A 14,646-nucleotide genomic window follows, 5' to 3' on the forward strand; every position below is an offset into this window, starting at 1 on the left:
GGCCCGGCAGATGTTACGGAGTAATGATGGGGGATTCTCCGTTTTCAATCTCTACTACTTTGATGTAAAAAGTTACGGTTTCTCCTGCGAGCGGGGGATTTAAATCGAGAGTAAGATTTTCTTCATCGATATTAGTGATGGTAGCGGGCACAGTAACTTCTCCCTGCTCGGTATTAAACACTAGATTTAACATCATGCCTACCTGTGGCTCCGTATCAAGAGAAAGAGCATCTTTAGGAACCACTTTAACTAATCTTTCGTCTCTTTCGCCAAAAGCTTTATCAGGAGACAAAGTAATTTCTTTTTCTTCACCTTCAGCCATACCAATTACCGCCTCAGAAAGCCCGGGGATAATTTCTGGAGAGCCAACCTGAAACTGAAAAGGAGGACCACCTTCTGTGCTTTCAAAAACTTCGCCATTGGCTAATTTGCCTACACAATGAATGCTTACTACATCACCTAACTTAACTTTACGCATAAACATAACTCCTTAAAAATTATTCGTGAAGGGAACTAAGGTAGGTGGGCCTTAGCATCCCTCTCCAAATTAAGATAGCATAAGTCTAAAAATAAAAAAAGAAAAATTTAATAAAATATTTTGTTAAACTTCCACATGAAAGCTAATTTTACTTCTATGCTTACTTTTATGCGACTTTAGCGTTTAGATCACCCAGATATTAGGTTTAGTCCAATTTATAACGATAAAGGATAAAGTCTTCTGAGGCACAATGGGTGCTGCGATCCTACGGGATTGTTTTGTCACTTTGTTCTCTCAATAAAAGAGATAGTTATTCGCAGAAACAGCATAAAATTTTAGGAGACCTTTGTAAAAGGCCGTACTTACGAGACTGCTTCGCCCAATTTGGGCTCACAGTGACGGAATAGGAGCTGGCTCCTCGCCGTGACAGAGAGTATCTTGCGAGCTACGAAGTGGCAAAACAATCTCTATCGCGAGGCAACTTAGTCGCCGTGGCGATCAATTTCTGTTATTTTGAACTTTGCAAAAATCTCTTCCATGATTACCGTCTATGCAAAAATCTAGGGTGTAAAATTTTTGGCCTCTTTATTAAGCTCCCTGACAAAAATCCTGAATTTAGAATTTTATTTGCTTCTTTATTTTTCGGAATATTTAAGTTATGCATTATAAGTGACGAACTATAGAAAAGGCATCTTCGAAGGTTTTCAATCATTATCAATTTAGCTTTAAACGAGAACCATAGAAGAGGTCAAACATGGAGGAGGTATATTTCAATTTGATTAAGAGTATCCCCGCGCCTATTCTTTTTTGTGACCAAAATGGAGAAGTAGCGGCTATTAGCGATACTTTATCTAGTATTACCGGGAAATTTTTCGAAAAAGAAATAAATTTGAAAAATTTATTTCCTAATTGGGATCTCCAAAAAGCATCTCATTTTTTTGCTAACCTTGGAGGACGAGAAGTCCAAGTTGTTTATTCTCCTTTTATTGAAAATAATTCTTTAAAGGGCGGCTTTTTTTATTTTTCTTTTCTTGAACACACGGAAAAAACTTTTTCTGCCGTCCAAAAAGAAAGATCCGATATTTTAAATTTTATTGTTCGTGGCCTAGCTCATGATTTTAGAAATTTTCTATTTGCCGTTCAAGGGTATCTTGAACTAGCCCAAATAGCCTATGACGAAGAGCGTCAAAAAAAATATTTGCTGAAAGCTAAGCTGGCCTTATCGCGAGCCAAAGAATTTGCTGAAAATTTAATGACCGATAACCCTAACCAAAAATTTGATTTATACGAAACTTTGCAAGAGGTATTTGAGTCGATTTTAGATAATAAAAATATTAAGTGGACTTTGTATATCCCTGAAAATGTTTGGCCCCCAAAGATAGACAAAATTCATTTGATACAAATTTTTATAAACCTAGTTAAAAATTCTTTGGAAGCTATGCCAACCGGTGGCTACTTAATTTTAGAAGTTGAAAACGTCTATCTAACATATAAAAAAAGAGAACTAAATCCAGGACCTTACCTTAGGTTTACTCTAATTGACAGTGGTATAGGTATTAAACCTTCTGATCTACCTCTGGTTTTTATCCCCTATTTTTCTTCAAAGGACAAGGTCAGAGGGCTAGGATTAGCCATGGTTAAATATATTGTCAAATCTCACGGAGGAGAAATCAATATAGAAAGTGAGCCAGGAGAAGGCACCAAAATAGAAATCTTTTTACCTGCTGCTCAAGAAAATTCTTATTTTAAACAGTCAGATATCAATAACAAAAAAAGCCCTGAGCTCAATGTCTATGTAATTCCCAAAAAACATATTCTTTTATTGGAAGACGAACCAGAAATTGGCTCTTTTTTAAAGGAAACTCTAGAATTCATGGGATATAAAGTTACTTGGAAAAAGAACCCTGATCAAGCCTTAAATATTTACAAAGAATTTTTGACCAAAAAAGAAACCTTTGACTTTGTTATTTCTGATTATCACTTACCTAAAATGAATGGTTTAGAATTTTTAGTGGAAATTAAAAATCTCAATCCTAAAGCCAAAATATTAATAACAACCGGAGAAAGAGACAAAAAACTTGAAAAGACTCTCAAAGAAGCTGGGGCATTAAAAGTTCTTGTAAAGCCATTCTCTATAAAAGAATTAGCCGAAGCCTTATCAAATACATAATATCTAGTTTTTTAGAAACATTTGCAAAGTTTAAAAACATAGGTTGAGATTACTTCGGTTAATGGCGTAGCCTCGCAAAATGATTTGTTCTGCGCTGTCACTGCGAGCCCACCTGGGTGAAGTAGTCTCTTAAGCAAATCTCTTATTATTAATCCGAGTGTTTTTTACACGACAAAGTATCGCCGCTGACATAATCACTAAAGCAAAGTAACCTTCGCTGTCACTGCGAGGCCTCGTTAGAGGTCGAAGCAGTCTCAGGGATTGCTTCGCTTCGCTCGCAAGATACTGTGGTTTTTGTCAAGCACTTTGAGCTTCCATTTGCCATTTTTTGTAATTATAGAAAGCAAATATCAATAATTTTCTGGCACAGGCTATTATGGCCACTTTCTTCGGTTTTCCTCTCTTTATCAAACTTTCGTAATACTCTTTTAGTCCCCCTTCTTTACATCTTATGGCACTAAGCGCCCCCATAAAAAGCAAACCCCTTAACCTATTATCCCCTTTCTTGCTTATCCTGGTTACCAGCTTCCTCTTACCAGATTCCTTTACTTCCGGGTCCAATCCTGCTAGAGCTACTACCTCCCGCCGGTTTCTTATCCGCCTCTTCCGAAAAAAGATGTAACAATATGTCGCTATCATCTTCCCTATACCTTTAACTTTCTCTATCTCTCTAACCCCTCTGTTTATGTCGTCATCTTTATTTACTAATTCCTCCATCTCTTTCTTTATCTTCTGAAGCCTCTGCCTTGTTTCTTCTAAGTTTTTCTGTATGTGTTTTTTGCTTTCTTTACTATCTACTGGTACTCTATCTAAATACTCTAGAAAATTAGATAACTTGTTTTCTATATTTTGAAGTAATTGATACTCACTTAACAATAAAGCTAATTTCTCTAAATTTTCGTTATATTCTATTTCTTTGATCTCTTCTTCGCTAACTATCTTGTGATATTCGTATAACAGTTTCGCATCAAGATTATCTGTTTTTGCTCTATGACCTAATACTTCTCTTAAACGGGGGACTTTTCTGGGGTTAAGGGATACTACTTTTATCATATTCGTAGCACAGAACTCCTCCAGAAATACCGAATATGGCCCTGTGGGCTCGTATATCACCACCCTTTTCTTCCTGTCTTCTTTCTTCTTAAAAAACTTCCTCTTAAATTTCTTTAAACCCCTTTCGTTTTGAAACTCGTAAACCTTCTGGCCATCAAAAATAACCAATGTATCCTTGGCCACATCCACCCCAAGAAAAGATAAATTTTTCATAGGTCTTCAATTCTCCTTTCTTTGAGATAAAATAAAGATTGTTGGTAGGGAGGTCCTTCCAGGTTTAGCCTTGTATACGGACAGTTTCCGTAATTGGAAACGTCCCGGATACTGTTCAAACACAGGGAAGGACGGCTAATCTTGCGATCGAACAGTTTGCTAAAAAGCAAACGTTCCATGACTCAACAGCCTGTCCCTCCCTACCAACTTTTTTTACTTTAATGCTTTTGTCCTTTACTTAAAACCACACAATGACTCAATTGTCGCCTATTTAGTGGCCCCATCCTGTGAAAACATCGACCAATAACCACCAACTCTAGTTCAAGAGAGATTCCTGTGCGTGGTCAAAGCCTACAATTTGTTGTGCCTGCTGGTGGTCGGTCAGGTTAATATCGCGCTCTTTGGCTTCAGTGGGAGCTACGACCTTACCTCGCTGTTTTATGCCGCTACCACTTTATACCCAAGTCTTTCTGCTTCTTCTTTTATTTTTGTCAATAATCTCTCCCTATTTATCTGCTTCAGATGATTTGCCCCTAATTCCCTGTATTCCTGACCCTCTTTGATGATAAAATACACCGCTTTCAATATCTTATGCGCTATGGCCCCTATGGCTTTCTTAGGCCCTCGACGAGCACGAAGTTGCCTATATTTTGCCGCATAATATGTCCCTTTCTTCCTCGTGGCCGCCCAAGACACCTCTATCAAAACGCTTCTTAAAGGATGTTTCTTTACCGGGCTCTTGCCGCTAATCCTCTTTCCTCCACTTTCGTTATTCCCTGGACAAACTCCTGCCCAACTGGCTAGCGCCCTCTCATTTGAAAACTTCTCAGATCCGGCCCTACTTCTGCCAAAATAGCTCGCGCTGAAACTTCACTTACTCCTGGTATCCCTTTTAATCTCTCTATTAAATCTTCATGGTGTCTCATTACTTCCTTGATCCTTATATCCATAATCCCTATCTCTTTTTCCAGAGTCTCTATTATGCTTAAGAGCGAATGCAAAAGAAAACGATGATGCTCTTCGAAAAAGCCACAAATAGAGCGATAGAGCTCTTCTACTTTCTTCTTAAGTTTCCCTTTAGCACAAGCCCTAACTTCTTCAAGGCTAGGCTTGGGGGTCTCTAAAAGTAATCTCATGATTTGACGACCTGTTTCCCCAAACAAATCTGAAACTACATTGTCTAGCTTAATATTTGCTGATTCAAAAAGCTTTTGAACTCTTTTCTTATAATCAGCAAGCGTTTTGACATGTTTCTGTCTAAGTCGTACTAGCTCTCTCCAGAAACGAACTTGTTTTGGGGGAATATAACTTGCCCGTAGCAGACCTACACGAAGTAATTCTGCTAACCAGCGGCTGTCTGAGACATCCGTCTTTCGTCCAGGGACATTTTTGATATGCCTGGCATTGACTAAGATCACTTCCACATAGCCTTCTAAAATATTGTGTATAGGCTGCCAGTAAACACCTGTGCTTTCCATGGCTACAATGGGACAATCTTTTTCGATCAGCCATTCTCTCAGGGCTATAAGATCGTCGGTAAAAGTTTCAAATTCTCGAACTTCGACTTCTATAGAACCATCAGGAAGAGTCTTTAGGATACATGCTGAGACGAAACGCTTATGAACGTCAAGGCCACAACAAATGGGATGAATAATTCTTAAAACCTGGTTATTTTCTTTTTCAGGAGCCATGGGTATATACCTCCTTTTTAAAGACTTTTTGAAGCAACAAAATATCCATGGCTCCTCTCTTTTCAATGTTTTCATGCCTTCGTTGTGCCCCTTTGGGGCATGGAGGTTAATAATTAAAACTACCGAAAAATTTTACTTAACCTTTGAAAAGAGAGCAAAAATAAATTTCTTAATATTTCTATTTTCTGTAAATCCTCTCCTGAAAACGGATAATTTCTTATGGCTATAAGGATACCCAAAGGACGGCCTAAAAAAACTAAAGGAGAAAACATCAACTCTTTCTCGTTTTCTATAAAAGGAAACAGCTCAGAAGTATTTTTGGCAGAACAAGTCCATTCAATTTGTTTGGCAAAAATTTTTTCTAAAATATCGTTTATGTAAAAATTCCTACCTTTCCATATCCTTCTATTTTTTCCTAAAGAATAGCGAATTACTATACTTTTTGAAACTTGATTATAAATACCGAAAAGAACAGTTTCACAGTTAAACACTCTGATTAGTGTCTCAGCTACTATAGAAAGTATATATTGAAAGTCAGCCTGAGAAACTAAATTAGAAGTGATTTCTTTTATAGCTTTTTCAAATAGAAATTCGTTAGAAATGTCCACTTTAGTTTCAACTTTTTTAGTATTTATTGAAAATCTTAATTCTTTCAATAAAGAATCATGTAATTCGCGAGTAATTTCTATTGCTTTTTTGATCTTTTGTTCTATTTCTTCTTTTTTTAATTTAAAATTACGTTGAAGTAATTCAAAGGCCTTTTCCTTTTGTCCAGTAGATAAAAATTTTACAGCGTCACTTATAGTTTCTATATATTTTGCTGGATGATTTTCCTTTTGAGCGGCAGGAGAACCTTCAAAAGTTGAAATCAAAATCTCTGGCAAAGACCATTTTTGCCCCATAAAGCTAGCTAACCTAAAAAGTTTTCTTTTTAGTTTTTGGGGATTTTCTTGTTCAAATATTTCTATTTTTTTATAAAGTTCCGGAAAATATATAGCTAATATTATTCTAATTAACCTATGAAAAAGAAGCTGAATAAAAAATTCCTCTAAAGGAATTTTTAAATGAAAAGCGATTTGTCTACCTAAATAAGCTCCTAAAAAAGTCTGCCCTAAAAGACGCAAAACAGTTTCTCTATTATTAGAGTTTGTTTTAGCTATTATCTCTTCAAGATAATCAGATACTAAGATAATTTCTCTAATTTTTTCAAAACCAAGAAACAAGATAGCTTTAGAAACAGTTATTATCTCTACTCCATTAGGATTATAAAAACAAGAATTAGCTAATTTAATTACTTTATTTGTAAGGCCATAATCTTTTAAAATATGGTCAGCTAGTTCTTGAAGAGACACCTCTTCTGAATCAAGGTTTTCTAACAGAGTAAGAGCCTCATAACTACAGGGGAGTTCTTTGTCAGCTAATAGTTCCTTTATCTTCGACCATTCTATTTCGGGAACATGCCTTGTGTTATTGACCATCATCATCTAAGCTTTATCGGAAAAACAAAAAAAATATTTAGTAAAAAAGTGGGAAAAAGAGTCGCTCATTTAATAGCTACTGGTTTTGGCCTGGGTTATCTGCCAAAGGCTCCTGGCTCCTGGGGTTCTCTGGGGGCAGTAGCTTTAATGGGCATAATTGGTCCCTTTACGCATCCGGCTTTCCAAAGTCTCATAGCCATAATTTTGTTTTTAGCTGGTATCTGGGCCTCAAACGAATATATTCAATCGCTAGATAATAAAGATCCTTCTGAAGTAGTGATTGACGAGATAGCTGGTCAGTGGATTGCTCTTGTTTTTTTCGCGCCAACTATAACTAACTTATTGCTAGGTTTTTTTCTTTTTAGACTCTTTGATATCTGGAAACCTTTACCTGTTCGCCTGGGAGAAAAACTACCTGGTGGGCTTGGTATTATGATGGACGATATTTTAGCGGGAATCGCAGCCCATCTTTGCTTAAAGCTTATCAATCAATTTCTTCTATCTTAAATCCTTCGAGACTAAATAAAGCTGCGGTCACTCCCATTAAAGGACTCAATCCACACGAAGGACTCCTAGCTTTTAAAAAAGCCCGTTTTATCTTTAAAAGTCTAGCCAGTTTCAAACTCTCATAAGCCCCGCGTACAAAAGCTTCGGTAACGTCTTGGCCGTCTTTGGTTATAACCTTTGCCTTACCTTCAATCACAGCCAGGCCGTCTCCGCCATAAAGATCCGCTGCTGGCCGAGGAGTAGTTAATCCACCAAGCTGTTCCGGACAAAAAGGAATCAAAAAATACTTTTTGCCCAAGCTTTTGATTAAGTCCGATTCTTTAGAAGTGCCATCATAGCGGGTTGATAGGCCCAATAGACAGGCGGAGACCAAAACAGGAATCATCTTAGCCTATAATCACTGAAGGTTCGTCTTCTTTTCTAGCTTCAATATAGCCTATTTCAAAAGCTTTTTCTTTCATACCTTCGAGAATAAGCTTGATATCTTGAAGTTTTTCAGGAGATACAATCAACACCATGCCGATACCACAATTAAAAGTTTGAAACATTTCTTCTTCAGGAATTTGCCCTTTTTCTTGCAAGAAATTAAAGATTGCTGGACGGGTCCAAGAATTCTTGTTTATAACCGCCTTGCACCCCCTAGGTAACACTCGTGGGATGTTATCGTAAAAACCACCCCCGGTAATGTGAGCAAGCCCTTTAAGCCTAAAGCCTTGTTTTAAAAGGCCTAACACCTGCCGGACGTAAATTTTAGTAGGCCTGAGAAGTTCCTCCGCCAGAGGTCTTTCAAGGCCTTCAGGTATGTCATCCAAAGAAAGTTTTAATTCTTCAAAAACAATTCTGCGTACCAATGAAAAGCCGTTGCTGTGAAGACCATTGGAGGCAAGCCCCAAGATAACATCTCCCACGGCAATTTCAGATCCATCTATAATCTCATCGCGATCAACTACTCCTACGGTAAACCCGACACAGTCGTACTCTCCTCCGGTGTACATACCGGGCATTTCAGCTGTCTCGCCACCTATAAGGGCACAGTCAGCTTCTTTACAACCTGAAGCAATGCCTTCAATAAGCTCTAAAGCTACTTTTTCGTCAATCTTTCCAAAAGCTAAATAATCTAGGAAAAACATTGGTGCTGCACCCGTGACGATGATATCATTCACGCACATGGCCACAAGGTCAACACCTATACCTCGATGCTTTCCGGCTGCCACGGCCACTTTGATTTTGGTACCGACGCCATCAGTGGAAGAGACCAGGACGGGATTTTTATACCGATCGGTGTTAAGAGCGAAAAGCCCGGCAAAACCGCCAATTTCCGTCAACACCCCGCGACGAAAAGTAGTAGCCGCAAGCTTTTTTATCTTAGTGACCAGCTTGTCAGCAGCTTCTATGTCAACTCCGGCTTCTGCGTAACGTTTAGCTTTAGTAGGCATAAAGTTTTCCATAAGGACGATGTGTTTTGGGTTTTATCTTGAAAAACTTTTCTTTCCAAATTTCCTCAAGGTCAAAATTCAGGTCTTGAGCGTATTCTGCAAGAATTTTCTCAAGGGTGCTTTTATCTTCTTCGTCTATCTCCTCGATTTTTAAAACCGAGCTAATCTGTGTCTCAGAAAGTTTTCCTCGCACATAAATTATGCCTCCATGCATACCTGTACCTAAAAACATGCCTGCGAGAGGCCGCTCAGGATAACGAGAATTCATACCAAGGAGGACTATAACTCCTCCAGCCATGTATTCTCCGAGGAAATCCCCTGCTTTACCCCCTATTACCAGCACGGGAATCTTGTCCATATAAGACTTCATGTGGATACCCACACGATATCCAACGTCAGAGGCCACAAAAATTTTCCCACCGCGCATTGCATAGCCAAGAACATCTCCGGCCATGCCCTCCACGATGATTTTGCCTTCATCCATGGTATTTCCTGTACCGTCCTGAGTGTTGCCATGAACCCTTATCCGAGGACCCCGCATAAATGCTCCCAAGTCATGCCCTGGCACACCGTAAACATCAATATCAATTTCAGCGGATACCCCAGCAGCTAAATAACGGTGACCGTTAACGTTTTTTATGATGATATGGCTTGCCCCTTGCTCAATGGCCTTCCGAATATGTTGATTTAACTCACGGTAATGTAAATCTTTGGCATCGATTTCAAAAACCATAACAAACTCCTTACCTTAAGCCTCTTCCTCTTCTTCGGTTTCTTCTTCGTCACCTAAAGGAATACGACAAACCGGAGCTGAAATTTTAAAGGGCTCGCCGCGCAAATAGCTCCGTTGATTGGGAATGGTATCTGGTTCCAGTTCTATAATTACCGGTTCACCAGCCTTAGGGCACCAAACTTCATCAGGATCAGGACAAATGGCCCTTATAGCCGCCTCTTCACTGGCCATATAATAAAAATCGCCTTTTTTAGCAGCCACTAAAGGCCTTAATTTCACCCGATCATTCAAGCCCACCAGACCGCCATTATAAGCAAAAAGAATGGCAAAAGGCCCATTGAGCATAGCCGGGCCGTAAACCGCCCGAATAGCCGTACAAACACTGCGATCTGGTTCTTCCATGCGGTCTATCTCTTCCCAGAAAGGAGGAGCTAAAGCCATACAGGCAAGCTCTATAGGTAAGCCGTGCCGCCTGATAAGGAGATCCAAAAGATAGGCTACCACTTCGGTATCAGTAAGGAGCGTGCAGTGGTAGCCAAACATTTCCAAGTAGCGACGGTTAGTCCCATAACTAGAAATTTCGCCGTTATGAACAATTGACCAGTCAAGAATGGTAAAGGGATGAGCTCCACCCCACCATCCTGGAGTGTTAGTAGGGAAACGGTTATGAGCCGTCCAGATGTAAGCAGAGTATTCATCAAGTCTAAAAAACTCTGCTATCTGGTCAGGAAAACCAACCCCTTTAAAGGCCCCCATATTGCGGCCAGAAGAGATGATATACGCCCCGCTTATATCGCGGTTTATTTTCATCACCAGACGAACCATATAGTCATCTTCATCAGGGGTGCCTTCACATATTTCACGAAGGTCCCCTTCATAACGAGGCTTGACAAAATATCGGTAAAACCGAGGGGGCGAAGTAATTCCTGGCACGGGACGAGTAGGAATCTTTTCCTGATGGACCAGGTAACACTTGTGGGCTAAGACTTCCTCCACTTCTTTTAAGGCCTTTTTAGTGTCCGCCATTACGTGCAGGCAATAATGCTCGGCAAACTCAGGGTAAATACCGTAAGCCGCATACCCTGCTCCCAGGCCATTGCCCCGCTCCATCTGGCAACAAATGGACTCGATAATTACCTCGCCTTTAATTAGTTCACCTTTACGGTTAATAACTCCAGATAAACCACAGCCAGAAATTTCTTTGTTAGGAATGAATATCTCCATATTTATTCTCCCGCGTGTTTTACACCCAGGATTCTGAGTTCAACTTCATTAAGGCCTACGGCCCGCAGTTTGTCGCGGTTGCCTCGCAGGCTCTCTATTGAGTTTAAACCCATGGCCCCTAAAAGCTCTTGAATCTCGTGGGCCCAGCCGTGAACCAGATTATATATCTTTTCATAGGCCGTATCAGGATCAAGACGCTTAATTAATTCCGGTTTATTGGTAGCTATACCCCAAGGACATTTGCCGGTGAAGCAGCGGCCGCACATAGTACAACCTACGGCAATAAGAGCCGGAGTGCCAATGTAAACAGCATCCGCCCCGAGAGCTATAGCCTTTACCACATCGGCACTACAACGTATACCCCCAGAAACAATAAGCGAAGCCCAATGACGTATCCCTTCCTGGCGAAGCCTTTCATCTACAGCGGCAAGGGCCAATTCTATAGGAATGCCCACGTAGTCTCTAAACATAGTAGGAGCCGCACCAGTACCTCCACGCAAACCACAAAGCACTACGGCGTCAGCTCCGGCACGTACAATACCAGAAGCAATAGCTGGAGCATTATGCACCGCAGCGATCTTAACAAAAACCAGCTTTTTGTACTCAGTGGCCTCTTTCAAAGCGTAGATTAGGCCGCGCAGGTCTTCAATGGAGTAAATATCGTGGTGAGGAGCAGGTGAGATGGCATCAGAGCCCACTGGAATCATACGAGTTTTAGAAATTTCTTCCGTAACTTTTTCGCCAGGAAGATGGCCACCGATCCCGGGTTTAGCCCCCTGGCCTATTTTAATTTCAATAGCTACACCTGCATTCAGATAATCTACATGTAAACCAAAGCGCCCAGAAGCACATTGGACTATGGTGTTTGAACCGTACTCATAAAGAGAAGCATGAAGCCCACCTTCACCGGTGTTATAAAGGGTGCCCAGGTCTTTAGCCGCCCGAGCAAGGCCCTGGTGAACATGGAGGCTTATGGCCCCATAAGACATAGCCGCAAACATTATGGGCACTTCAAGTTTGATCCACGGACCGGGTTTTTGTTTAAGGTAGTATTTCCCGTCCTCAAGGACTACTTCTAATTTATCTGGCTTGGGGCCGATATAAGTGCGGAGCTCCATGGGCTCTCGCAAAGGATCTATGGGAGGATTGGTAACCTGACAGGCATCTAAAACGAGATGGTCCCAATAATTGCGAAAAGGTACGGCACAACCTGTTGCTGAAAGAAGAACACCGCCTGTATCCGCTTGCTTATAGACATTTTTGATAAACCACGGCTTCCAGGTGTCATGCTCGCGAAATTGCGTGGGGTGATGCCGAATAATAATGGCTCCCGTAGGGCAGGTGGCCTCACAGCGATGACAACCTACACACTTAGAGTGATCTTCTGTAAGAGTTTCCCTCTTTTCATCCCACCCGTGGGCTTCATATGTGCACTCACGAATACAGAGCTTACACTTGGTGCACTTATCCCCGTCTCGGTCTATATAAAAATCTGGATAAAGCTTACTGAACTGGACCTTCTTTTTTTTAGATTTAGTTTTTGCTTCTTTTTGGGGGTTCACTGTATCCTCCCAATCATCGAGTGTGTTGGCAAACTTACAAAAGCTGTTTAAAAAATTCAAGTTCTATCTAAATTTTTCTTATGCTATCATAAAATTGAGGTTAGCAAAGAATGAATAAAATTCTTTTAATCACCAAAAAAGGGGTCTCTATTCCCAAAAAACTTAAGGAAACCCTTTACAGGGTTTTTAAGGCCCACGGAATAGATATAGTAGAAGAATTCAAACCAGAATACCAAAATCAAATATTAGCGGTGGTGGTATTGGGAGGAGACGGGACGCTTTTACGTGCAGCTCCCACTGCTTACATGCTTGATGTCCCTCTTTTAGGAGTAAACCTCGGAAGACTCGGTTTTCTCACAGAAATCACCGAAGACGAAGCAGGTAAAACTTTTGAATCTCTGGCCAAAGGCACTTACGAAATAGAAGAACGCCTGATTCTAGAGGTTTACTCTGGCCCTAAAAAATATCTATCTTTAAACGAAGTGGCCATCATTAAAGGGCCTCTTGGGCTTATGATTCATATTAAAGTTGATTGTGATGGAAAACTTTTAAGCGTTTATCATGGAGATGGCCTTATTATCTCCACCCCTACAGGCTCTACCGCCTACAATCTTTCAGCAGGAGGCCCTATAGTTCATCCCCAGAGTGACAATTTTATCCTCACTCCCATTTGCCCTTTTATGCTAAGTGCCAGGCCTATTGTTATTCCCGCAGATAAAAAATTATCTGCCAGTCTTCTTTATAAAGCCGAAGAGGTTCATGTAATAATTGATGGTTATATTAATTTTATTCTGTCGCATGAAGACAGGCTTCAAATAAAAAAAGCGCCGCGGACGCTTAAATTAGTGCGCTCCCCGACGCGGGATTACTTTGAAATTTTAAGAATTAAACTCGGTTGGGCCGAAGTTAAAGTTTAAGCCGTTTCTTCTTTTTTTATCTTAGCTAAAAGGCGCTCTTTTTCTTTTTCCATAGCCTCTTTGCCCGCTTCTATGGCCTCACGCAAAGTAGCTGTCTTCTCTTCTAGAACCTCTTTGCTTTTAACTACCACTTCTTCGGCCTTTTCTTTTAATTCTTCTTTGATTTCCTCGGTCTTTTCTTCTAATGCGGACTTAACCTCTTCGGCTTTTTCTTCAAGTTCTTCTTTGGTTGTAATCAACTTCAAGCGGGCCTCTTCAGCGGCCATACGTGCCTTTTCACGAAGTTCTTCGGTAGTTTCTTTAAGCTCTTCTCTTATTTCTCGGCCTGGCTTAGGGGCTAAAAAAAGAGCAAGACCTGCTCCTACTATTCCTCCAATAAAAAAAGACGCCACTACCGTAGTAAAAGAAAAATTTTTTTCTTCCATCATGATATTTCACCTCCTGCAGGTAATTTCTTTTTAAATGTTTTCAAAGCTACTTGTAAGCCTTTGGCCACAGCAGCTACCTCTATAGCTGCCTCTGCTACATTTTTAGATATGACTTCTGCCACCAAACGACTGGCCTTTCCGGTTTCTTCCACCGCTTTAAATAACTCTTCGGTTTTCTCTACCTTTAACTTTATATCTTCTACAATCTGGTTTAATTCTTTGATTAAAGCTTCTACTTCCTCCATAACTTTTGGAAGATCTTTTTCTACTCGCTCAGTGGATTTTTCAAAGAAGGTGCCAATTTTTCCAACGGCCTCTTTTATATTGCTAGCCGCTCCTCTTATTTCATAGGCTGTATCTTTTAGTATTTCTTGTAGCTCTGATAATAATTCTTTTATGGCTGGAGGCAAAATAGACATATCATCAGCCAAACGGTCTAGACGTTTGGCTAAATGATTCACGCTATCTAGAGTTTCCCGAGCATTTACTAATACAGGTTTTACTTCTAGCTCAAGATCCCTGAGGATATTAAGAGTGTCAGATAAGGTGCGGTCTACTTCGGTTAAAGTGTTTTTCAAACGAGAAACGAGGCTTAACAAAAAAACGACCAAAATAACAAAAAAAGCCGCGGCGATTATTCCTGCTAGATAAAGCCCTTGCTGCAAATCCATTTTTGCCTCCCCTTCATTGAAAAAATAAGTTGCTTCAGGGTGGTTTGTTTTAAGTTAAGCCCAACCTTAATATAAAGCAAGAAAA

13 protein-coding genes and 1 pseudogene are annotated in these 14,646 nt (G+C 40.2%); 3 read left to right on the plus strand and 11 right to left on the minus strand.

Annotation, left to right across the window (positions count from 1 at the left end; translation table 11 throughout):
• Positions 1-13 precede the first annotated feature (13 nt).
• A complete protein-coding gene (locus tag THEIN_RS04610) occupies positions 14-478 on the minus strand; it encodes an FKBP-type peptidyl-prolyl cis-trans isomerase (RefSeq protein WP_013907528.1) in 465 nt (154 codons plus the stop codon).
• Positions 479-1,232: 754 nt separating this feature from the next.
• Here THEIN_RS04610 and THEIN_RS04615 point away from each other — a divergent pair.
• Positions 1,233-2,648 (plus strand): ATP-binding response regulator, encoded by a 1,416-nt coding sequence (locus THEIN_RS04615; RefSeq protein ID WP_013907529.1) that lies wholly within the window; start codon positions 1,233-1,235, stop codon positions 2,646-2,648.
• A 297-nt stretch (positions 2,649-2,945) separates the two neighbouring features.
• On the opposite strand, the gene THEIN_RS04620 is transcribed toward THEIN_RS04615, so the two are convergent.
• From THEIN_RS04620 to THEIN_RS04635, 3 genes and pseudogenes are all read right to left on the minus strand, one after another.
• Positions 2,946-3,914, minus strand: coding sequence for an IS110 family RNA-guided transposase (locus tag THEIN_RS04620; protein ID WP_013907530.1), 969 nt, complete (start codon positions 3,912-3,914; stop codon positions 2,946-2,948).
• A gap of 438 nt (positions 3,915-4,352) precedes the next feature.
• Positions 4,353-5,605 (minus strand): annotated as a pseudogene (locus tag THEIN_RS04630) (IS110 family RNA-guided transposase).
• A gap of 119 nt (positions 5,606-5,724) precedes the next feature.
• Complete coding sequence (locus THEIN_RS04635; protein ID WP_013907531.1) at positions 5,725-7,089, minus strand: HDOD domain-containing protein; 1,365 nt, start codon at positions 7,087-7,089, stop codon at positions 5,725-5,727.
• Between the two features lie 42 nt (positions 7,090-7,131).
• Here THEIN_RS04635 and THEIN_RS04640 point away from each other — a divergent pair, with 42 nt between their 5' ends.
• Entirely contained in the window at positions 7,132-7,590 is a 459-nt protein-coding gene (locus tag THEIN_RS04640; protein WP_013907532.1) for a phosphatidylglycerophosphatase A family protein, read from the plus strand.
• On the opposite strand, the gene THEIN_RS04645 is transcribed toward THEIN_RS04640, so the two are convergent.
• Genes THEIN_RS04645 through THEIN_RS04665 form a run of 5 tightly spaced genes read right to left on the minus strand, consistent with a single transcriptional unit; the run spans position 7,568 to position 12,545 of the window.
• A complete protein-coding gene (locus THEIN_RS04645) occupies positions 7,568-7,975 on the minus strand; it encodes a 2-thiouracil desulfurase family protein (RefSeq protein WP_013907533.1) in 408 nt (135 codons plus the stop codon). The genes THEIN_RS04640 and THEIN_RS04645 overlap by 23 nt on opposite strands.
• 1 nt (position 7,976) lies before the next feature.
• Positions 7,977-9,026 (minus strand): phosphoribosylformylglycinamidine cyclo-ligase, encoded by a 1,050-nt coding sequence (gene purM, locus THEIN_RS04650; protein ID WP_013907534.1) that lies wholly within the window; start codon positions 9,024-9,026, stop codon positions 7,977-7,979.
• Complete coding sequence (locus THEIN_RS04655) at positions 9,016-9,759, minus strand: GltB/FmdC/FwdC-like GXGXG domain-containing protein (RefSeq protein WP_013907535.1); 744 nt, start codon at positions 9,757-9,759, stop codon at positions 9,016-9,018. The genes purM and THEIN_RS04655 overlap by 11 nt, the downstream gene beginning before the upstream one ends.
• A 15-nt stretch (positions 9,760-9,774) precedes the next feature.
• Entirely contained in the window at positions 9,775-10,983 is a 1,209-nt protein-coding gene (locus THEIN_RS04660) for a class II glutamine amidotransferase (RefSeq protein WP_013907536.1), read from the minus strand.
• 2 nt (positions 10,984-10,985) lie between these two features.
• Positions 10,986-12,545, minus strand: a complete 1,560-nt coding sequence (locus tag THEIN_RS04665) for a glutamate synthase-related protein (protein ID WP_013907537.1) — start codon at positions 12,543-12,545, stop codon at positions 10,986-10,988.
• 110 nt (positions 12,546-12,655) lie between these two features.
• On the opposite strand from THEIN_RS04665, the gene THEIN_RS04670 reads away from it, so the two are divergent.
• Positions 12,656-13,462 (plus strand): NAD(+)/NADH kinase, encoded by an 807-nt coding sequence (locus tag THEIN_RS04670; RefSeq protein WP_013907538.1) that lies wholly within the window; start codon positions 12,656-12,658, stop codon positions 13,460-13,462.
• On the opposite strand, the gene THEIN_RS04675 is transcribed toward THEIN_RS04670, so the two are convergent.
• Both THEIN_RS04675 and THEIN_RS04680 read right to left on the minus strand, forming a co-directional pair.
• A complete protein-coding gene (locus tag THEIN_RS04675; protein ID WP_013907539.1) occupies positions 13,459-13,890 on the minus strand; it encodes a YtxH domain-containing protein in 432 nt (143 codons plus the stop codon). The two genes, THEIN_RS04670 and THEIN_RS04675, sit on opposite strands and share 4 nt — an antisense overlap.
• Positions 13,887-14,561 (minus strand): DUF948 domain-containing protein, encoded by a 675-nt coding sequence (locus THEIN_RS04680; protein WP_041434524.1) that lies wholly within the window; start codon positions 14,559-14,561, stop codon positions 13,887-13,889. Before THEIN_RS04680 ends, THEIN_RS04675 begins: the two co-directional genes overlap by 4 nt.
• Positions 14,562-14,646 lie beyond the last annotated feature (85 nt).

The organism is Thermodesulfatator indicus DSM 15286 (assembly GCF_000217795.1).
Lineage (GTDB): Bacteria > Desulfobacterota > Thermodesulfobacteria > Thermodesulfobacteriales > Thermodesulfatatoraceae > Thermodesulfatator > Thermodesulfatator indicus.